The sequence below is a fragment of the Nocardia sp. NPDC056564 genome (genome assembly GCF_042793755.1).
Taxonomy (GTDB): domain Bacteria; phylum Actinomycetota; class Actinomycetes; order Mycobacteriales; family Mycobacteriaceae; genus Nocardia.
The window spans coordinates 645,153-665,558 of record NZ_JBHTUR010000002.1; the positions used below are offsets into that span (position 1 = coordinate 645,153).

Annotated in this window: 18 protein-coding genes and 1 pseudogene; 12 read left to right on the forward strand and 7 right to left on the reverse strand. The window is 67.2% G+C overall.

The annotated features are described in order from the left end of the window. The first annotated feature begins 13 nt into the window (after positions 1-13). The 5 genes from miaA to ACFQ9K_RS07145 all read left to right on the forward strand — a co-directional run bounded on the left by miaA (position 14) and on the right by ACFQ9K_RS07145 (position 8,126). Positions 14-946, forward strand: a complete 933-nt coding sequence (gene miaA, locus ACFQ9K_RS07125; RefSeq protein WP_378719108.1) for a tRNA (adenosine(37)-N6)-dimethylallyltransferase MiaA — start codon at positions 14-16, stop codon at positions 944-946. Beyond that, positions 943-1,779 (forward strand): TrmH family RNA methyltransferase, encoded by an 837-nt coding sequence (locus ACFQ9K_RS07130; protein ID WP_378719110.1) that lies wholly within the window; start codon positions 943-945, stop codon positions 1,777-1,779. The genes miaA and ACFQ9K_RS07130 overlap by 4 nt, the downstream gene beginning before the upstream one ends. Positions 1,780-1,812: 33 nt before the next feature. Beyond that, positions 1,813-2,706: a diaminopimelate epimerase gene (gene dapF, locus ACFQ9K_RS07135; RefSeq protein WP_378719165.1), complete on the forward strand. Its 894-nt coding sequence runs from the start codon at positions 1,813-1,815 to the stop codon at positions 2,704-2,706. A 323-nt stretch (positions 2,707-3,029) separates the two neighbouring features. Next, entirely contained in the window at positions 3,030-4,484 is a 1,455-nt protein-coding gene (gene hflX, locus ACFQ9K_RS07140; protein WP_378719167.1) for a GTPase HflX, read from the forward strand. Positions 4,485-7,220: 2,736 nt separating this feature from the next. Further along, positions 7,221-8,126, forward strand: coding sequence for a lysophospholipid acyltransferase family protein (locus ACFQ9K_RS07145; RefSeq protein ID WP_378719112.1), 906 nt, complete (start codon positions 7,221-7,223; stop codon positions 8,124-8,126). A gap of 19 nt (positions 8,127-8,145) precedes the next feature. On the opposite strand, the gene ACFQ9K_RS07150 is transcribed toward ACFQ9K_RS07145, so the two are convergent. Next, on the reverse strand, positions 8,146-10,137 hold the full coding sequence (locus tag ACFQ9K_RS07150) for an ArnT family glycosyltransferase (RefSeq protein WP_378719113.1): 1,992 nt from the start codon (positions 10,135-10,137) through the stop codon (positions 8,146-8,148). 256 nt (positions 10,138-10,393) lie between these two features. Between ACFQ9K_RS07150 and ACFQ9K_RS07155 the strand changes: the two genes are divergently transcribed. Next, entirely contained in the window at positions 10,394-11,539 is a 1,146-nt protein-coding gene (locus ACFQ9K_RS07155; RefSeq protein ID WP_378719115.1) for an acyl-CoA dehydrogenase family protein, read from the forward strand. 60 nt (positions 11,540-11,599) lie between these two features. Here the strand turns inward: ACFQ9K_RS07155 and ACFQ9K_RS07160 are convergent, their stop codons facing one another. The 5 genes and pseudogenes from ACFQ9K_RS07160 to ACFQ9K_RS07180 all read right to left on the reverse strand — a co-directional run. Further along, positions 11,600-12,037, reverse strand: a complete 438-nt coding sequence (locus ACFQ9K_RS07160; RefSeq protein WP_378719117.1) for a GNAT family N-acetyltransferase — start codon at positions 12,035-12,037, stop codon at positions 11,600-11,602. Between the two features lie 43 nt (positions 12,038-12,080). Beyond that, entirely contained in the window at positions 12,081-12,812 is a 732-nt protein-coding gene (locus tag ACFQ9K_RS07165; protein WP_378719119.1) for an energy-coupling factor ABC transporter ATP-binding protein, read from the reverse strand. Then, the gene (gene cbiQ / locus ACFQ9K_RS07170) at positions 12,797-13,558 is read right to left on the reverse strand and encodes a cobalt ECF transporter T component CbiQ (protein ID WP_378719121.1); all 762 of its coding nucleotides are present in this window, start codon (positions 13,556-13,558) and stop codon (positions 12,797-12,799) included. The genes ACFQ9K_RS07165 and cbiQ overlap by 16 nt, the downstream gene beginning before the upstream one ends. Further along, on the reverse strand, positions 13,559-13,900 hold the full coding sequence (locus tag ACFQ9K_RS07175) for a PDGLE domain-containing protein (RefSeq protein ID WP_378719169.1): 342 nt from the start codon (positions 13,898-13,900) through the stop codon (positions 13,559-13,561). It lies immediately after the preceding gene. Between the two features lie 27 nt (positions 13,901-13,927). Then, positions 13,928-14,596, reverse strand: a pseudogene (locus ACFQ9K_RS07180) (energy-coupling factor ABC transporter permease); the annotation flags it as partial. Between the two features lie 121 nt (positions 14,597-14,717). Between ACFQ9K_RS07180 and ACFQ9K_RS07185 the strand changes: the two are divergent. Further along, positions 14,718-15,089, forward strand: a complete 372-nt coding sequence (locus ACFQ9K_RS07185) for an ArsR/SmtB family transcription factor (RefSeq protein ID WP_378719122.1) — start codon at positions 14,718-14,720, stop codon at positions 15,087-15,089. A gap of 113 nt (positions 15,090-15,202) precedes the next feature. After that, positions 15,203-15,385: a YegP family protein gene (locus ACFQ9K_RS07190; RefSeq protein ID WP_378719124.1), complete on the forward strand. Its 183-nt coding sequence runs from the start codon at positions 15,203-15,205 to the stop codon at positions 15,383-15,385. A 409-nt stretch (positions 15,386-15,794) separates the two neighbouring features. Here ACFQ9K_RS07190 and ACFQ9K_RS07195 read toward each other — a convergent pair whose 3' ends face one another. After that, positions 15,795-17,273 carry an FAD-dependent monooxygenase gene (locus tag ACFQ9K_RS07195; protein ID WP_378719126.1) on the reverse strand — a complete coding sequence of 493 codons (1,479 nt, stop codon included), beginning with the start codon at positions 17,271-17,273 and terminating at the stop codon, positions 15,795-15,797. Positions 17,274-17,366: 93 nt separating this feature from the next. Between ACFQ9K_RS07195 and ACFQ9K_RS07200 the strand changes: the two genes are divergently transcribed. The 4 genes from ACFQ9K_RS07200 (at position 17,367) to ACFQ9K_RS07215 (ending at position 20,402) form a co-directional block, all read left to right on the forward strand. Next, positions 17,367-18,014, forward strand: a complete 648-nt coding sequence (locus ACFQ9K_RS07200; RefSeq protein WP_378719127.1) for a TetR/AcrR family transcriptional regulator C-terminal domain-containing protein — start codon at positions 17,367-17,369, stop codon at positions 18,012-18,014. Between the two features lie 71 nt (positions 18,015-18,085). Then, the gene (locus tag ACFQ9K_RS07205) at positions 18,086-18,460 is read left to right on the forward strand and encodes a hydrogenase maturation nickel metallochaperone HypA (protein ID WP_378719128.1); all 375 of its coding nucleotides are present in this window, start codon (positions 18,086-18,088) and stop codon (positions 18,458-18,460) included. Then, positions 18,418-19,260, forward strand: a complete 843-nt coding sequence (gene hypB, locus ACFQ9K_RS07210; RefSeq protein ID WP_378719130.1) for a hydrogenase nickel incorporation protein HypB — start codon at positions 18,418-18,420, stop codon at positions 19,258-19,260. The genes ACFQ9K_RS07205 and hypB overlap by 43 nt, the downstream gene beginning before the upstream one ends. Positions 19,261-19,346: 86 nt before the next feature. Beyond that, on the forward strand, positions 19,347-20,402 hold the full coding sequence (locus ACFQ9K_RS07215) for a hydrogenase expression protein HypE (RefSeq protein WP_378719132.1): 1,056 nt from the start codon (positions 19,347-19,349) through the stop codon (positions 20,400-20,402). The last annotated feature ends 4 nt before the right edge of the window (positions 20,403-20,406 follow it).

Sequence of the window (20,406 nt, forward strand, 5' to 3'; positions counted from 1 at the left end):
GCGGGGCCGAGTCGTGAGCGATCCCGGCATCACCCCGATCGCCGTTGTCGGCCCGACCGCGACCGGCAAATCGAACCTCGGCCTCGAACTGGCCGAACGACTCGGCGGTGAGATCGTCAACATCGACGCGATGCAGCTCTACCGCGGCATGGATGTCGGCACCGCGAAGCTCACCGTCGAAGAGCGGCGGGGCATTCCGCATCACCAACTCGACGTGCTCGACGTGACCGAAACCGCGACCGTCGCGGCCTACCAGGACGCGGCCGGCGCGGACGTGGCCGACATCATGGCGCGCGGTCGTGTCCCGGTGATCGTCGGCGGCTCGATGATGTATGTGCAAGCGCTGCTGGACAAATGGGAGTTCCCGGCCACCGACCCGGCCGTGCGCGCCCGCTGGGAAGCCGTGCTCGCCGAGGGCGGAGTCGATGCCGTGCACGCCGCGCTGCGCGCCGCCGATCCGGCCGCGGCGGCCACCATCCTGCCCACCGACGGACGCCGCATGGTGCGCGCGCTCGAGGTCGTCGAACTCACCGGTCAGCCGTTCGCCGCGTCCGCTCCGGAGATCGGCACGCCGCGCTGGGGCACCGTGATCATCGGCGTCGACCGGGACACCGCCGCCCTGGACGAGCGGATCGAACGCCGCACCGAGCTGATGTTCGCCGCCGGACTCGTCGACGAGGTCCGCGGCCTGCTCGACCACGGCCTGCGCGACGGCGTCACCGCCCGGCGCGCCATCGGATACGCACAAGTCCTGTCCTACCTCGACAACGAATACGACTTGAAGCACGCGCAAGAACGCACCCTCATCGGCACCCGGCGCTACGTTCGACGGCAGCGCTCCTGGTTCCGGCGCGACCCCCGGGTGCACTGGGTGGACGGCGCCGCCCCCGATCTGGTGGCGACCGCGCTCGCCCTGCTCGACGAGAAAGAACGGACTCCGCAGTGACCCGACGTGTGAGCACCCGCAATGCCTCGGTCCAGGTGTGGCAGGCGTACCTGAACAACCGGACCAAACGTCATCGCGACGGGCGCTTCCTGGTGCAGGGCGTGCGCCCGATCACCCAGGCCGTGGCCAACGACTGGCCGTTGGAGACGCTGCTCTACCGCCTCGGGACTCCCGACTTGTCCAGTTGGGCCAGGGAGGTGCTGGACACCAGCGACGTGCCGCAGGTCGGCCTGGTGCCGGAACTGATGGCCGAGCTGGGGGAAAAGGCCGGCGGCATACCGGAATTGGTGGCGGTCGCGGTGTCGCGGCAGCAGGAGCTCGACACCTTCGAACCGGGGGAGCCGGGGGAGGACGCGCCCGTGGTCGTCGTGTTCGACCGCCCGAACTCACCGGGCAACCTCGGCACGCTGATCCGTTCGGCCGACGCGTTCGGCGCCAGCGGGGTGATCGTCACCGGGCACGGCGCCGACCAGTACGACCCGCAGGCGGTGCGCGCCTCCACCGGTTCGCTGTTCGCGATGCCGGTGCTGCGCGCGGCCGGCGCCGCCCAGGTTCTGGAGTTCCGGGATCGGCAGGTGCGGCGCGGGATTCCCACCCGGATCGTCGGCACCGACGAGAACGGGCCGCGCGCGGCCTACGACCACGACTTCACCGAGGCCACCATCCTCGTCGTCGGCAACGAGACCAGCGGAATGAGCGCCGCCTGGGCCGACGCCTGCGACGACATGGTGCACATTCCGATGGGCGGCACCGCGAGCTCGCTCGGCGCGCCCTCGGCCGCCGCGGTCGCGCTCTACGAAATTTCCCGGCAGCGCCGGACGTTTGCTAAATGACGAGTAGTTAGGGAGAACGCGTACGTGTCGGATATCGAGTTCACCAAGGGGCACGGCACCCAGAACGATTTCGTGGTGCTGCCTGACCTCGAGGTTCAGCTGGAGTTGACCGCCGAGCGGATCAGCGCGCTGTGCGATCGGCAGCGCGGCCTCGGGGCCGACGGTGTGCTGCGGGTGGCTCGGGCCGGTGCCTTGCGGGCCGCGGGCGTGCTCGCGGAGCTGCCGCCCGCGGTGAGCGAGACCGACTGGTTCATGGATTACCGCAACGCCGACGGTTCGATCGCCGAGATGTGCGGCAACGGGGTGCGCGTGTTCGCGCACTACCTGGTGTCTTCCGGTCTGGAGAGCGCGCGCGAGTTCGTGGTCGGCAGCCGCGCCGGGGGCAGGCCGGTCGTCGTGCATTCCGCCGGTTCGGTCGACGGCGACGTCACGGTGGACATGGTCACCGTGGACATGGGCGTCGTGCGCGAGCTGGGCGAATCCACCGCTACCGTCGCGGGCTGGGCGTACTCCGGCATCGGCATCGATGTCGGCAATCCGCACCTGGCCTGCGTTGTCCCCGAGCTGTCCGCCGACGGGCTGGCCAAGCTCGACCTGTCCGTGCCCCCCGGCTACGACCCCGACCTCTTCCCGCACGGCGTCAACGTGGAAATCGTGACCGCGCTCGCCGACGGCTCCGTCGACATGCGCGTCTACGAACGCGGCGTCGGCGAAACCCGTTCCTGCGGAACCGGAACCGTCGCCGCGGCGGCAGCCGCGCTGGCGCGCGAAGGCTTCGATATCGGCACCGGCACCGGTGAGGTCCGCGTCCGCATCCCCGGCGGCGAGGTCACCGTCGGCCTGGCCAACGGCACCGCCTGGCTGCGCGGCCCGTCGGTACTCGTCGCGTCGGGCGCCATCGCCGAGGGCTGGTGGCAGCACCTCTGACTGCCTGGACGACTGCCCGCCGGCGAAACTCGCTTGACCGCGCTCCGGCGGTAGGGAACCGTGATGGGCGTAATCTGAGGGGACACCGGCACACAACCAAGTGCCAACGATGATGTCGATCTGCTTACCGGGGGAGCGGTCTTTCTGCCAGTCCCGATAGCAATCGATGAGGTTTGATGACGAAATCCAAGACATACGAATTCACTCCGGCCGACGACTTCACCGAGACGGCCGATGACGACATCCAGCTCGACGCCGCCGCTGACGGCGCTGGGGCCGACGACGCCGTAACCGGTGATGTCGTCGCCGAGCACGCCGCGCGGATGAAGCGCTCCGGTGGCTGGACGTCCGCCGAACCGACGGTCGGCGAGATGCAGCTCGACGAACGCAGCTCGCTGCGGCGCGTCGCCGGACTGTCCACCGAACTCACCGACATCACCGAGGTCGAGTACCGGCAGCTGCGCCTGGAACGGGTCGTGCTGGTCGGCGTCTGGACCACGGGCAGCGCCGCGCAGGCCGACGCGAGCATGACCGAGCTGGCCGCGCTCGCCGAGACCGCCGGTTCCGAGGTGCTCGAAGGGCTGATCCAGCGCCGCGACAAGCCGGACCCGGCCACCTACATCGGTTCCGGCAAGGCCGAGGAGCTGCGGGCCGTGGTGCTCGAAACCGGCGCCGACACCGTCATCTGCGACGGTGAGCTCACCCCCGCGCAGCTGACCGCGCTGGAGAAGGTGGTCAAGGTCAAGGTGATCGACCGGACCGCGCTGATCCTCGACATCTTCGCCCAGCACGCCACCTCCCGCGAGGGCAAGGCGCAGGTCGCGCTCGCGCAGATGGAATACATGCTGCCGCGACTGCGCGGCTGGGGTGAGTCCATGTCCCGGCAGGCCGGTGGCCGGGCCGGCAGCAACGGCGGCGTGGGCCTGCGTGGTCCCGGTGAGACGAAGATCGAAACCGATCGTCGCCGCATCCGCGAGCGGATGGCCAAGCTGCGCCGCGAGATCCGCGAGATGAAGACCGCGCGCGACACCATGCGGGCCCGCCGCAGCTCCAGTGGCATCCCGTCGGTCGCGATCGTCGGCTACACCAACGCGGGCAAGTCCAGCCTGATGAACGCGCTCACCGGCGCCGGACTCCTGGTGCAGGACGCGCTGTTCGCCACCTTGGACCCGACCACCCGTCGCGCCGATCTCGACGACGGTCGCGAGGTCGTGTTCACCGACACCGTCGGTTTCGTCCGGCACCTGCCGACCCAGCTGGTCGAGGCCTTCCGGTCGACGCTGGAGGAGGTCACCGGCGCCGACCTGCTGCTGCACGTGGTCGACGGTTCCGACGCGCTGCCCGCCGAGCAGATCAAGGCGGTCCGCGAGGTGATCACCGACGTGATCAAGGAACAGGGCACCTCCGCGCCGCCGGAACTGCTGGTGGTCAACAAGATCGACGCCCTCGATCCGATGGCCCTCACCCGCCTGCGCGGCCAGCTCCCCGACGCGGCCTACGTCTCCGTGCGCGCCGGTCTCGGCATCGACGCGTTGCGCGAACGCCTCGCCGAGGTGCTCGGCGGCCTGGACGCCGAGATCAGCATCCTGCTGCCCTACAGCCGAGGCGACCTCCTCGCCCGAATCCACGCCGACGGCCGCATCATCGACTCCACCCACGAGGAGGGCGGCACCCGAGTCCACGCCCGAGTCCCCCACTCCCTCGCCGCCGCCCTCTCCGAATACGCCCACGCCGGCGGCCCTCCCACCCCCGAATCCAACGGCCACCCCCACCCCTGACCTAACCGGTCCCAAACCCAACCCCCAAGCCCGGACGAAGCCACGCTCACCGAGCCCGACAGGCTCCGGCCGACGCAACACCCACCTTCAACCCGGACCAACTCCCCCAGCCCTATCGCCTCTGGGGCCGCAACCGCCCCTACACCCAGCCAGGTCCCACCCAACGAGACTCTCGCGTCAAACGGGACCTGGCTGAGCGCACACTCGCACTTTGTCGCAGCCACGTCCCGTCCGGTGTGCTTGCTGTCATCGAACGGGACCACGTAGAGGCCTTACCCGTACTTTGCCGCTGCTAGGTCCCGTTCGATGAGTTCGCTGTCGTCGAGTGGGACCTGGTTGAGCGCGTACTCGCACTTTGTCGCAGCTATGTCCCGTTCGGTGTGCTTGCTGTCGTCGGACGGGACCAGTTAGAGGCCTTACCCGTGCTTTGCCGTTGCTAGGTCTCGTTCGGTGAGTTTGCTGTCGTCGAGTGGGACCTGGTTGAGCGCGTACTCGCACTTTGTCGCAGCCATGTCCCTTCGGCGTGCTTGCTGTCGTTGAGCGGTGCCAGGTTGGGGGGCTGGCCAGGTTTGCTGTGGCTACGTCCCGTTCGATGTGTTCACGGCCGTCGCGTGGGACTTGGTTGAGCGCGTACTCGCACTTTGTCGCAGCTATGTCCCGTTCGGTGTGCTTGCTGTCGTCGGACGGGACCAGGTGGAGGGCTTACCCGGGCTTCCCCGCTGCCAGGTCCCGCTCGATAAGTTCGCTGTCGTCAGGTGCGACTTGGTCAGGGTGGCACACGCGGTTCGGCGCCGAGGGATCCCACGGTTGACCAGTCGTGGGTAGTCGCCCTTGGTACGTGCGGAAGTGAGCAGCAAGCGACTGTTGCCGAACGCGCGCGAGGCGTCGTGGAGCGGGAGAAGGTGTTTGGCTGAGTGCGGATTCATACTCCGCCGCAGTCAGGCCCCGCTCGGCGTTCTATGTGCCACAGTGCGGGACATGGTCGAGCGCTTACTCGCACTTTGCCGCTGCTAGGTCCCGTTCGATGAGTTTGCTGTTGTCGCGTGGGGCCTGGCTGAGTGGGCACTCGCACTTTGTCTCACCCATGTCCCGTTCGGCGAACTTGCTGTCGTTGAGCGGAACCAGGTTTGGGGGCCTGTCCATGCTTGCTGTGGCTACGACCCGTTCGATGTGTTCGCGGACGTCGCGTGGGACTTGGCTGAGTGCGTACTCGCACTTTGTCGCAGCCGTGTCCCGTTCGGCGAACTTGCTGTCGTCGGACGGGATCTGGTTGAGGGCGTACTCGTACTTTGCCGCTGCCAGGTCCCGTTCGATGAGTTCGCTGTCGTCAGGTGCGACTTGGCCCCGCTCGGCGTTCTATGTGCGACCGTGCGGGACATGGTCGAGCGCGTACTCGTACTTTGCCGCTGCCAGGTCCCGCCCAATCAGTCCGCTGTCGCCGGGCGGGGCCTGGCTGAGTGCGTACTCGCACTTTGTCGCAGCTATGTCCCGTTTGGTGTGCTTGCTGTTGTCGGGCGGGACCGGGTAGAGGGCTTACCCGCCCGTGTTTTGCCGAGGCTAGGTCCCGCTCGGTCGGTTCGCTGTCGTCAGGTGCGAGTTGGCCAAGGTGTCACACGCGGTCGGCGCTGTGGGGTCCCACGGTTGATCAGTCGTGTGTAGTGGTGGGCGCGGGTCGGCCTTCGGGCGTGCGGAGATGGGTGGTATGTGACTGTTGCCGAACGCGCGTGGGCGTCGAGTAGCGGGAGAGTTTCGAGGGACTTGGCTGAGTGCGGATTCATACTCCGCCGCAGCCCGGGCCCCGCTCGGCGTTCTATGTGCCACCGTGCGGGACATGGTCGAGCGCTTACTCGTACTTTGCCGCTGCTAGGTCCCGTTCGATGAGTTTGCTGTCGTCGCGGGGGACTTGGTTGATCGCGTACTCGCACTTTGTCGCGGCTATGTCCCGTTCGGTGTGCTTGCTGTCGTCGACGGGATCTGGTTGAGGGATTACTCGGGCTTTGCCGCTGCCAGGTCCCGGGCGATCATTTCGCTGTCGCCGGGTGAGGCCTGGCTGAGTGCGTACTCGCACTTTGTCGCAGCTGTGTCCCGTTCGGTGTGCTTGCTGTCGTCGAACGGGACCCGGTAGAGGGCGTGCTCGTACTTTGCCGTTGTCAGGTCCCGTTCGATCAGTTTGTGGGGGGTCGAGTGGGACTTGGTTGAGGGGTTACTTGCGCTGTGTCGCCGTTAGGTCCCGCTCGGTGGCTGGGCGGGGTGGGTGGGCGGGAGTTGGGTGGATCTTGATCCGGGGGTGGGGGCGAGGGATTCGTTCGGGAGGTTGCGGGGTGTGTGACAGGTGGTGTCTGGTTTCTAGTCAGCGGTTAGGTGTTTGATGGAAGTGGGGGCTGGTCGTTGCGCTCTTTCGGTGCTCGAGTCGGGCGGCGCTGGATCGGTTCGGGGCGCTTGCTTGCCCATTGAGGTATAGGGCGGTGCGGGAACGGTGGTGTGATCTGTGTCGCGCTGCCTTGGTTGACGCGAATGAGTCACGCTGCGCGCAAGGGTTGTGGGGGAGTGCGTGAAATTGCCAGCAAATTTGTGGGCCAGGGGAAGCATGGGATGAGGCTGGTTGAGGGGTGGTTTTTGGGTAGGGGAAGATCGGGGAGGCGATAGCAGACCGGGCGGACTGTGTTGGCGCTCACATCTGATGCGGCACAGTGGATTTCGTTACGGTATTCTTCGGGGCGACATCAGGAGGGATGTATGTCGCACGACCGTTCGGGTTCGGCCGATTCCGCAGACACGGCGTCCGGTGCGCTGTTGCTCGACCCGCCCGCGCTCAGCGATGGGGCTCCGCTGGCGGTTTCGCTGACCGACAGCGATCTTCGGGTAATCGAGACGCTGCTGTCGCCGCTGCGGGCGTGGACGAGTCCGCGGTTCTACGGGCTGGACAACATCCCGACCGAGGGGCCCGTGCTGCTCGTCGGCAACCACAACCTGATGGGCGGGATCGACGCACCGCTGTTGCTGCCCGAGGTGCTGCGCCGGCGCGGCAGGCTGATTCGCGGACTCGCCGAGAACGTGCTGATCGCGGTCCCCGGGGTGCGGCACTTCCTGCATCGCTACGGTGCGGTCCGCGGCACCCGCGGTAACTGCCTTGCCCTGCTGAAGCGCGGCGAGGCGGTCATCGTGTTCCCCGGCGGCGGGCGGGAGGCGGTGCGCCGCAAGAACGAGAAGTACCTGCTCAAGTGGGAGGGTCGCACCGGTTTCGCGCGGATGGCGATCGCGGCGGGCGCGCCGATCGTGCCGGTCGCGATGATCGGCGTCGACGACGCGTACGACATCGTGATCGACGGCGACCACCCGCTGCTGCGCCCGCTGCGCTGGACCGTCCAGGCCCTCGGCATGAACCCCGAACTGACACCCCCGCTGCTCCGCGGCCTCGGCCCCACCGTCCTCCCCCGCCCCGAGCGCTTCTACTTCTCCGCCGGCACCCCCATCGACCCGGCCCCCTGGCGCGACACTGACGACATCACCACGGCCGCAAAGGAATTGAGCGAAGTAGTCCGCAAGGCCCTGGAGGAGGAACTGAAATTCCTCTTCAGCGAACGCGCCCACGACCCCGGCCGCACCCTCGCCGGTCGCCTCCGCGACCGCCTCCGCCGCTGACCCCTCGGCGAGAAGTGGGCTAGTTGGGGTGGGGGGTGAGGTCGTAGACGGCGATGTTGCCGATGTGGGTGGCGGTGTAGTGGTGGCTGACCCAGGTGGCGATGTCGGGTTTTCCGGTTACCTGCCAGGGCTTTTCGGGGGTGGTCGCGGCGGGCCGGCCGCCGACCTTCCAGGAGGCGGGGAGTTGCATCTCCTGGACCAGGTAGTAGGTCAACTCATGATCGGCCACGATGTGCTGGAACTCCTCTAACGTTGGTGCCGGGTCTTCGGCCGCGAACCCGCCGATGGCGATTACCGGTGTGCGGCTGGCTAATTCGAGGGCGGCGGCGATCGAGCCGCGATCCACCGCGGCAGACCATCTGGTGGTGCTGCTCATCAGCATGGTGACGAGCTGCGGGTTGGTGAAGGCGCCGCCGTCGGCGAAGTTCTGGGTCTGGCGATGGATCAGGGCGGCGATGCCGGTTTCGACGGGCTTGGCCGGTCCGACGACGGGACTGCGCCCGGTATGCGCCTGCGGCAGCGTGGCCGCCGCATAGGCCGTCGATCCGCCGAGCCCGGCGAGCACTCCGACGACCAGCAGAATCGCGGTCGCCCTGGTCCGCGCGGCCCGCCACCCGTCAGGAACCGGGATCGCGGTCACCAGGACGCCGAGCGCCGCGGCCACCGCCACCGCCGCGACGGTCCAGCGCAGCCACGGCAGCCAGTCCGAATTACGGTGCAGCACAACCAAAGCCCACAACCCCATGCTCAGGATCAACGCGGCGGCCCCGAGCTTGCCGAACAGCTCGTCCCGTCGCCGCCACAGCTCGTGCACACCCACCGCGACCATCCCGGCCGCGGCGGGCGCGAGGGTCAGCGTGTAATAGGAATGCTCGATCGCCTTCATCGCACTGAACGCCCCACCCATGGTGATCAACCACAGCCCGAAAACCATTGCCGCGCCGCGTATCAGGTCTGTTCGCGGCGCACCCCATCGCGACACCAACACCACCGCGAACGCCACCAGAGCCGCCGGAATCAACCACGAGATCTCGAACCCGCTCTCCCCGGCGAACAATCGGCCGAGCCCCGGCGAACCGAAATCGTTGAAACTCTGCAACAATCCCGGCGGTGTCTGATACCCGTCCGGCAGCGCGATCTGACCAGTCGCCGGCGTGTTACCGAGGAACCGGCCGAACCCGTTGTACCCCAACACCGAATCCATGAACGAGTTATCCGCCGACCCCGCCAGATACGGCCGCGACGACTCCGGCCACAGAATGGTCAGCAGCACATACCAACCCGCCGACACAACCAGCGCAGCGGCCGCACCGGCCAAGTGCCACAACCGATTCCGCAGAGAAGTCGGCGCAACGATCAGATAGGCGACCCCCAGCGCGGGCAACACCATCAACCCTTCGAGCAACTTCGCCAGGAACGCGAACCCCAGCGCCACCCCCGCCAGCATCAGCCAGCGCCCATTCGCCCGCTCCAACGCCCGGATCGTGCAGTAGGCCCCCGCCGTCATCAGCAACACCAGCACCGCATCCGGATTGTTGAACCGAAACATCAACGCCACCACCGGAGTTACCGCCAGCACCAGCCCGGCCAGCAATCCGGCCCCCCGGCTGAGCGTCGCGCGCGTCACCGCCGCATACGTCAACCCCACCGCCCCCACCGCCATCAACGCCTGCGGAACCAGCATGCTCGCACTGCTGAACCCGAACAGCTGCCCGGACAGCCCCATCACCCACTGCGAGACCGGCGGCTTGTCCACCGTGATGAAGTTGCTCGGATCCAGCGACCCGAACAGCAACGCCTTCCAGTCCCGTGACCCCGCCCAGGCCGCTCCCGCGTAGAAGTTGTTGCCCATGCCGTTCACCGTGATGTGCCACAGGTACGCGATCGCGGTTCCGAGCAACAGCACGGCCAGCCCGGCGCGTTCCGCCGGACGCGCCGGTGGCAGAGCTGTCGGACTGGGGGAGGGGGCAACGGAACCGGTCGGAGCCGTCGCGATGAGGGTCGCCGCCATGGCCCAACGGTCGCACGCTGATGTTCACCAAAAGTTGGACAGCGGGTTAACACGGCGTCGGAATTGTGTGGTCGAGGACACGGCAGGCTCCGCAACGGTTTGTCGAGAATCTCGGTCTTCTTCCGCCCGACCCGCCGCAGGGCCTGGTTAGCAGACGATTACGCCCCAGAAGTGAACTGCGATTCTCATTCCGGGTACCGTATGAGACAACGACGGGTCGGTGTGGACCGGCCGGTGTGGTCACTAGGAGGTTGGTGTGGAGCGCACACTGTTCGAACCCGAGCATGATCTGTTCCGGGAGTCGTTCCGCAAGTTTCTCGATCAGCACGTCGCGCCGAACCACGCGAAGTGGGAAGAGCAGGGAATTGTCGACCGCGAGGTCTGGCTGGAGGCGGGCAAGCAGGGCTTCCTCGGTATGGCCATGCCGGAGGAGTATGGCGGCGGCGGGGTCAAGGACTTCCGCTACAACGCGATCGTGGCCGAGGAATCGGTGCGCGGCCAGTACTCCGGACTCGGGTTCGCCCTGCACAACGATGTGATCGCCCCGTACCTGTCCGAGCTGGCCAACGAGGAGCAGAAGCGGCGCTGGCTGCCCGGCTTCTGTTCCGGCGAGATCATCACCGCGATCGCCATGACCGAGCCCGGCACCGGCTCCGACCTCCAGGGCATCAAGACCCGCGCGGTCCGCGACGGTGACGACTGGGTGCTCAACGGCTCCAAGACCTTCATCACCAACGGCATCAACTCCGACATCGTCATCGTGGTCGCGCAGACCGACCCCGACAAGGGTGCGATGGGCTTCAGCCTGCTCGTCGTCGAGCGCGGCATGCCCGGCTTCGAGCGCGGCCGCAACCTGGACAAGCTCGGCCTCAAGGCGCAGGACACCGCCGAACTCAGCTTCACCGACGTCCGGGTGCCCGCCGCCAACCTGCTCGGCCAGGAGGGATCGGGCTTCATCCACCTGATGCAGAACCTCCCGCAGGAGCGCCTGTCCATCGCCGTGATGGCCGCCGCGGCCATGGAGGCATGCCTGGACATGACGGTCCAGTACGTGCGCGACCGCAAGGCGTTCGGCAAGCCGATCGGCACCTTCCAGAACACCCGCTTCGTGCTCGCCGAACTCGCCACCAAGACCACCGCCGTCCGCGTCCTGGTCGACCGCTTCATCGAGGACCTCAACCGCGGCAAGCTCTCCGTCGAGGACGCCGCCATGGCCAAGTGGTGGAGCACCGAGGAGCAGGTCGAGCTCATCGATCGCTGCCTCCAGCTGCACGGCGGCTACGGCTACATGAAGGAATACCCGATCGCCAAGGCGTACATGGACGCTCGCGTCCAGACGATCTACGGCGGCACCACCGAGATCATGAAGGAAATCATCGGGCGTTCGCTGAAACTGTCCTGACCGCAAGCCGTTTCGAGGACGAGGTGGCGTGCGGCCGGCCACGGCCCGCGCGACCTCTGCTCATCCGAGGGGCAGCCGGTAGGTGAGGGAGTCGCGGGGCGTGAATCCCGCTCGCTGGTAGAGACGGTTCGCCGCCTCGCGCGACGGTCGCGACGTCAGATCGACCGTGCGCGCACCGGCCTTGCGCGCGAGTTCGACCGCGGTGTTGGTGAGTTCGAGCGCGACGCCCTTGCCGCGGGCGGATTCGTCGACGACCACGTCTTCGATTCGGGCGCGGATGCCGGTCGGAATGGCATAGGTGATCAGCGTGAGCGTGCCGACGACGCCCGCGTCGGATTCGGCGATCAGCAGTGTCGCGGAGTCGGATTCGATGAGGTCGGCGAGCGCTTCGACGGTGAGCGGCGCGGCCGTCTTCGACAGCTGGCGGACCAGCGCGTTCAGCTCGTGCGCGAGCTCGGCCGTGGCCTGGAGTGCGGTGGAGATCTGGATATCACTCATGCGGTCAACGTAATCGACGGCCCGGAGGACCGATCGCTCGCGGTCAGCTCAACCGGTGTTCGGCGAGAAGCGCTGTGTCGTCCAGGATTTCACCGGTCGGCCCGTCGGCGACGATGCGGCCCGCGTCGAGGATCACGACCCGGCCGCAGATGCGCTGGGCGTAGGGCAGATCGTGGGTGACCATCAGGATCGTGGTCGGAAGGGCGGTCAGGACGTCGGCGAGTTCGCGGCGCGCCACCGGGTCGAGGTTGGCGGCCGGCTCGTCCAGGACGAGTACCTCTGGGCGGCAGGCCAGGACGGTGGCCAGCGCGGCGCGGCGGCGTTCGCCGACGGACAGTTGAGTGGGGGACCGGTCGGCCCGGTCGGACATGCCGACCGCGGCGAGCGCGGCGCGGACGTGCTCGGCGAGCCGATCGCCGCGGACACCGAAATTGGCCGGTCCGAAGGCGACGTCCTGCTCGACGGTCGGCATGAACAGCTGGTCGTCAGGGTCTTGGAAGACGAGGCCGACCCGTTGCCGGATGGCGCGAACGGTACTGCGGTCCAACCGGGTTCCGCCGATGTGCACCTCGCCGGATGCCGCGGTGAGCACCCCGTTCAAATGCAGCATGAGGGTGGACTTCCCGGCGCCGTTGGGACCGAGGACGGCGACGCGTTCACCGGGGTGGATGTCGAGATCGACGCCGTGCAGCGCGCCGGTTCCGTCGGGGTAGGCGAAGGTCAGATCCACCAAACGTACCGCGGGCGTGGCGAGATCGGTCATCGGAGCACCCATGCGGTCAGGCAGACGCCGAGGGCGGCGGCAGCGGGTACGCAGCCGAGCAACCATTGTTTACGGGTCGCGGGCAGCGTGCCGAAATCCGGTACGGCGCCGTCGAACCCGCGCGACAGCATCGCCAGATGAACTCGCTCGCCGCGCTCGTAGGAACGCAGGAACAGCGCGCCCGCTCCCCGCGCGGTCGCGCCCACCTGGCGCAGCGTTCGCGGATCGTCGCCACGGGAGATCCGCGCCAGCCGCATCCGCGCCGCCTCCTCCAGCAGCACGTCCACGTAACGCAGCATCAGCACGACAATCGTGACGATCAGGCCGGGAACCCGCAGTCTGGTCAGTCCGCCCGGCAGCTCGCGCACGCTGGTCGTGGCCGCCAAGGTCAACGAAACCCCCACGCCGATCGTCCCTTTCGCGACAATGCCCCATGCCGCATACAGCCCGGTGGTCGACAGCGACAGCCCGAGAATCGTTGTCCGCGGCGCGCCCGCCGCGAACGGCAGCAGCACCGCCAGCACCACAAACGGCAGCTCGATGAGCAGCCGCGGCCCGATCCAGCGCAGCGGAATGCCCGCCCACCGCCACAGTGCGACCAACCCGAGCGCGTAACCGGCGAACGGCCAGAACAACTCTCGCGGCGTCGCCACGACGGCGCCGACCGCGAGCACCGCGCAGACGATCTTCACCTCGGCCGGAACCCGATGCGCCGGTGAGTTTCCCGGCAGATACAGCCGGTGGGTGGTCACGGTCACTTAGGTCGTCTCCGACTGCTTGCGCCGTCCCGTTCGGATCAGGTTCACCACCGCGAACAGCACCGCGAACGCGGCGGCCACCCCCAGAACGCCTGCCACGCCGGTGAGTGTGTCGTCGCCGTCGATGGTGTACCCGGCCAGCGGCGATTTCGCGAGGTGGTGCTCCGTGGCGTTCTTGGCGATGCAATCGCCCGCGAGCTGTTCGGCGCCGTCCACCTGAACCGTCGTGCAGCCGCGCTGCGTGGTGGCGTCGAGCCCGTCCGGCTGCGAACTCGCCACGTACGACAGCAGTCCCGCGACGAGCACGGCCACCGCGGCGAAGGCGAACAAGAACCCGGTCATCGACAATCTGGGGCGCAGCGGTGCCGCGGCCGTCCGGCGCTGACCGGTGACCCGCAGTAGATAGACGAGATCCGGGCGCGCATTGACCACGGCGATGAGCGTGATCGCGGTGATGATCCCTTCGCCGACACCGATCAACGCGTGCGTGACCAGCATGTACCCCGCGACCGCGCCGACCGTCGAACCCGCCGCGCCGCCGATCGCGTACTCGATCACGAAACCGAGTGCGGCGCCGACAGTCCCGACGAAGGCGGCGACGAATCCGACGATCCCGATCCCCGCGTCGGCCCGTCGCCGCGAAAGCACCGGCAGGACAAGGCGAGCGACCGTGTAGCCGATGGTCACGCCGATCAACGACATGTTGGTGATGTTCGTCCCCAGCGCGGTCAACCCGCCGTCGGCGAACAGAAGCGCCTGCACGACAAGCACGATCGCCACGCACAACGCGCCGACATACGGCCCGACCAGGATCGCGGCGAGCGCACCGCCCAGCAGGTGCCCGCTCACCCCCGGCATGATCGGAAAGTTCACCATCTGCACCGCGAAGATGAACGCGGCCACCAGTCCGGCCATCGGCGCGGCCCGCTCGTCCAGTTCGGCGCGCGCCCGCCAGCCCGCGAACCCCAGGCCCGCGACCGCGATCACCGCGAAGATCAACGAGGTCGGCGCGTTCACGATGCCGTCGCTCATGTGCATGGCCTGGGTGGTGCTGCTGCTCACTCCTGAAGACGATACGCGCGATACCTGATCAGTTGAACAGATGTTCTGATATCGGCAAGGGCTGGTCGTTATCGCCCGGGAACGGCAGAGTGGACGTGTGGCAGTGAGCATTCCGCTGGATCCCGATCACGCAGGCCGGGCCGCGTCGGGTTTGGACATCGGCGGCATCGAGCACTGGGCCGGTCGGTTCGAACTGCTCTCCGACGCCAACCGGCTCCGGCTTCTGGTGTGCCTGCACCACGCGCCCGACATCAGCGTCAGCGACCTCGCGGCGGCGGTCGGCATGTCCGGGACCGCCGTCTCGCACGCGCTGCGCCTGCTCCGGCATCAGGGGTGGGTGGCCAGCTCGAAGCACGGCCGCATCGTCCGCTATCGCCTCGCCGACGACACGATCCACGACCTGCTGCACTGGATCGGCGCCACCCACGCCGAGGAATCGAGGGGACACGAGGCGGTCGGCAGCACCTGACCGTCCGGCCCGGCCGATGTTGCTGATCGATCGCCGCACGATTGAGCCGCGCCAGAACGGGTTACTCCTATCGCGACAGGTGTTATCCGGTCGAACGAAGGACGAGGTTAGTGATGGCCGCGAAATTCGAGCTGTACACGGACAAGGCCGCGAAGACCCGGTGGCGGCTCAAAGCGCCGAACGGTGAGGTCATCGCCGCGAGCCAGGCGTATGAGAGCAAGGCCGCGGCCAAGAACGGCATCGAGTCGGTGCAGAAGAATGCCGCCGTGGCGACGATCGTCGACCAGACCGGATAGCCGGCCGGCGCCGAGGACTACCTCGTTGCCGGACATTGCCCAGCTCCCACCCTCGCCGGTCGCGCCCTGCGGTCCGTCCAGGACTTCGGGGTCGGCGATCACCCACGCGTCGGGCTCCCCGGCCGTGCGCCGCCGCGCCCGCCGCAGTCACGAGGCCGTGTCCTCCCGCCGGTCCACCACCGCCGACACGCGGTGCCCACGCTCGCGCCACGCCGAAGCAAAAGCCTGCGCCGCAGCGACCGAGTTCGCGTCGCGACCGTGTCCAATGCTGACGGTCGTCCCAATCCGCAGCTGTTGCTGCAACATCACCAGCAGCCGCGCGAGCTCCACATCGGTGGGCGACGGCCGCGGACAACCTCCGCCGCATGCTCGCCCGAGGACGCCACCAACCCGACATCGGTGAGTCAGGTCAGGATGCCGGGCCGAACCAGGTGGTCAGTGCCTCGGTCAGGCCTTCGTCGCCGGGCTCGTCGGTGACCCAGGCGGTGTAACCGTCGGGGCGGATGAGGATGGCGGCGGGGACCGCGATGTCGCCTACGGCGGGCACGGCCCAGTGGTCGTCGCGGCTGCGGGCGTCGATCACATCGATGCGGTCCTGCCATCCGCTGGGCAACGGAACTTGGTTTCCGTTGAGGCGCAACAGAATCGGATGGGCCAGTCGAAGCAGTTCGAAGACCCGGGTGTCGCCCTCGTCGGTGCTGAGATCTCCGTCGGGCACCCGCCGTCCGGCCAGCGGGTGATCGCCCTTGGTGTCATAGCGGATATCCAGACCGGTGATCATCAGCCCGAGTCGCCGCCGCACCGCGTCCATCTCGATCAGATCGCCCATGACCTCGCGCAGCGCCTCCATGTGCGCACCGGGTCGCTGCAACGCTGTCTGCGCTCGCGTGTTGTTCAGCACCCGCGTACCGACCGGATGCCGTTCGGACTCGTAGGTATCGAGCACCTCGGATGAATTGGTGCGCAAGGCGATTGCCAACTTCCAGCCGAGATTGACCGCGTCCTGCACGGACAGATTCTGCCCCTGCCCGCCCGCGGGGTAGTGGATGTGCGCGGCGTCTCCGGCGAGAAACACCCGGCCGTTCCGGTAGTGCTCGGCCTGCCGCGCCGCGTCCCCGTAGTGCGTCACCCAGCGCGGGCTGTGCATGCCGAAATCGGTGCCCGCGATCTCGGCGTAGTTGGCCCGGAACTCCTCGAACGTCAGCGTCGATCCGCGCGGCATGACCAGGTCGTGCCGCTGTACGACCAGTCGATACCAGCCGGGTTCGAACTGCACGACCGAGTAGTCGCCGGCGCCACGCCGCCGGCCGAAGAACTGGGTCTCCGGCGGAGTGGCCAGTTCGACGTCGGCCAGCATCCCGGTCGCGGTCGCCTCGGTTCCGGGGAAGGCGATGCCGGCGAGTTTGCGCACCGCACTGCGCCCGCCGTCGCACCCCACCAGGTAGGCGGCGCGAATCGTGTGGGTCCGGTCCGGTCCGCCGACCTCGACGTCGATCCCCGCCGCGTCCTGCCGGAACCCGGTCACCGGCGATCCCCATCGCACTGGCGCACCCAATTCGGTTGCGCGCCGGTCGAGTTCGCGCTCGACCACCGACTGCAGCACGGCCAGCATGAACGGGTATCGAGTGTGGAAGTCACCGAAATCCAGGTGCAACGCACCGAAATGCCCGCCGGGTAGCGCTCGCCCCTGCGCTAGCAGATCGTCGAGTAGTCCACGCTGGTCGAAGATCTCCATGGTGCGGGCGTGGATGCCGCCCGCGCGCGATTCGCCGGTGCGCGCAGGCAGTCCGTCGAGCAGCACAACGTCGACTCCGGCGAGCCGCAGTTCAGCGGCCAGCATCAGCCCGGTAGGCCCGCCACCTGCGATGACAACCTCGGTGGTCTCCATGACGCTCTCCTTGACAATGTTAAACCACTTAACGATGTTAAGTAGAAGTGAACGTTGTTAAACTGTCAAGAGATCCCCGACAGGAGGCGGCGAGTGAAGCTCGATACCCAGGTCATCGCCCAGGCGGCGCTCGACCTGCTCGACGAGGTCGGCCTCGACGGCCTGACCATGCGCAAGGTCGCCGCCGCGCTCGACGTGCAAGCCCCCGCGCTCTACTGGCACGTCAAGAACAAGCGTGAACTGCTCGACGCGATGGCCCGCACCGTCTTCGTCGACGCCATCGACGGCGTCGAGGCGCCGCGGCGCGACGAGACCTGGCAGGACTGGACGATCGCGCTCGCCGCCCGGCTGCGCCGTTCGATGCTGCGCTATCGCGACGGCGCGAACGTCCTGGCCGGCACCTACGTCGACGACGAAGCAATGTGGCGCACAGTGGAATTGACGTTACGCACGCTCGAGGACGCCGGCTTCACCCTGCCCGAGGCGGCCCGCGTATTTCCGATCCTGCTGCATTACACGGTCGGCTTCGTGATCGAGGAGCAGGCCCGCGGTGGCGCGGAGTACGACAGCAATCCCTACCGGCCCGACCGAATCGAAACGGTCCTCGACGCTGGCCGTTTCCCGCTGACCGCCGCAATGGTGGGCGACCTTTTCACGGCGGACTTCGATGCCGAGTTCGACCACGGCCTGTGCGTCATTCTCGCCGGAATCGTGGCCACCCGAACCGAACGAGCGAACTGATTCGGCCCCGGGGGCCGCGGGCGCGGAGGTAGCCTCGAAAGGGGTTCCTACTCGATGATCCGAGAACCGCGATGCACGAAATGGCCATCACCCAGAGCGTCATCGATGCTGTGTGTGAGCACGCGGCAGGCCGGACCGTACACAGCGTCACCGTCGAGGTCGGCGCGTTATGTGCGGTAGTACCCGACGCGATGCAATTCTGTTTCGAACTCGCCGCCGAGGGGACGGTCGCGGAGGGGGCGCGACTCGTCATCGAGCAAATACTCGGCACCGGCGAGTGCCGGTCGTGCGGCGCCGAATTCGGCTTGGCCGATCCGATTGTGCTGTGTCGATGCGGGAGCGCTGACGTCGAGATCCTTTCCGGACGCGAGCTCCGCATCCGGTCGATGGAAGTGAGCGAAGCATGTGCGCAACCTGTGGATGTGGCGACGACGCGGCAGCCGTGATCCGTGTCCCGCACGAACACCACCAGCACGGCGATCATGGGCACGACCACGAGCCCGGCCATGATCATCACCACGGCCCCGGCGCCGATCACGTACACCTGCCCCGCACCGAGACGGTCAGCCTGGAACTGAAGGTGCTCGCCAAGAACGACGAACTGGCACAACATAATCGGGAGTGGCTGGCCGAGCGCGACATCCTCGCGATGAACATGATGAGCTCGCCGGGCGCGGGCAAGACCACCCTGCTCGAGCGGACCATCCGCGAGCTCGGCGACCTGCCGGTGGCGGTGATCGAGGGCGATCAGGCGACCCTGCTGGACGCCGAGCGCATCCAGGCGACCGGCTGCGCGGTCGTGCAGATCAACACCGGCGCCGGTTGCCACCTGGACGCGCAGATGTTGCGCCAGGCGCTGGAAACCCTTGATCCCGCGCGCGGCACCGTGTTGTTCATCGAAAACGTCGGGAATCTGGTCTGCCCGGCGCTGTTCGATCTCGGGGAACGCAGCAAGGTCGTGGTTATCTCGGTGACCGAGGGCACGGACAAACCGTTGAAGTATCCGCACATGTTCGCCGCGGCCGAGTTGGTGCTGATCAACAAGATCGATCTGCTGCCTTATGTCGACTTCGATCTGGACAAGTGCGGCGAGTTTGCCAGGGCGGTGCATCCGGGTGTCGAGATCCTGCCGCTGTCGGTTACCACAGGTCACGGCATGGATCGCTGGTACTCCTGGCTTTTGGAGCAACACCGTCCTCTGAAATCGAGCGGTCTTGAGGATGTTGTCAAGCCGGGATTAATATAACGTGATCAGGATCACATTCGGTTGATGTGTCTTCAAGCCTAGAGAGACCGCGAATCCGATGATCCGCTGTGGAAGGTGGCAGCTAGATGCCAACTCAAGAAGCAGTGCGTGCCGAAGAGACTCTGATCCATGTGCTCTGGATCAACGCGGGTCTGAGTTGCGATGGAGACTCGGTAGCACTAACCGCCGCCACCCAGCCAAGTATCGAAGAGATCGCCCTTGGCGCCCTACCCGGGCTCCCCAAAATCGCGGTGCATTGGCCGCTGATCGATTTCGAGTGCGGCCCGAACGGTGGGGCCGACGACTTCCTGGAGTGGTTTTTCAAAGCCGATAGAGGCGAACTGGAACCCTTTGTGCTGGTCGTAGAGGGTTCGATACCCAACGAAAATTTGCACGACGAAGGGTACTGGTGTGGTTTCGGCAATAACCCCGCGACGGGCCAGCCGATGACCACCAGCGAGTGGCTGGATCGCTTGGCGCCCAAGGCGACCGCGGTCGTCGCGGTCGGCACCTGCGCCACCTACGGCGGCATCCACGCGATGGCGGGCAACCCCACCGGTGCCATGGGCGTGCCCGATTATCTCGGCTGGGATTGGCAGAGCAAGGCAGGCATCCCGATCGTGTGCGTGCCCGGCTGCCCGATTCAGCCGGACAACCTGTCCGAGACGCTCACCTACCTGCTCTACATGGCCACCGGCCAGGCGCCGATGATCCCGCTCGACGAGGCGCTACGCCCCAAGTGGCTGTTCGGCGCGACCGTGCACGAAGGTTGCGACCGCGCAGGCTATTACGAGCAGGGCGATTTCGCGACCGAGTACGGCTCGCCGAAATGCATTGTCAAACTGGGCTGTTGGGGCCCGGTCGTCAAATGCAATGTGCCCAAGCGCGGTTGGATCAACGGCGTCGGCGGTTGCCCGAATGTGGGCGGCATCTGCATCGGCTGCACCATGCCCGGCTTCCCGGACAAGTTCATGCCGTTCATGGACGAACCACCCGGCGGGAAGCTCTCCTCCGCCGCATCCGGACTCTACGGATCGGTGATCCGCAGCCTCCGACACATCACCGGCCGCACGGTCGACCAAGAGCCGCGCTGGCGGCACAAGGGCGAGAAGCTGACCACTGGCGCGACTCGCACCTGGTAGGAGG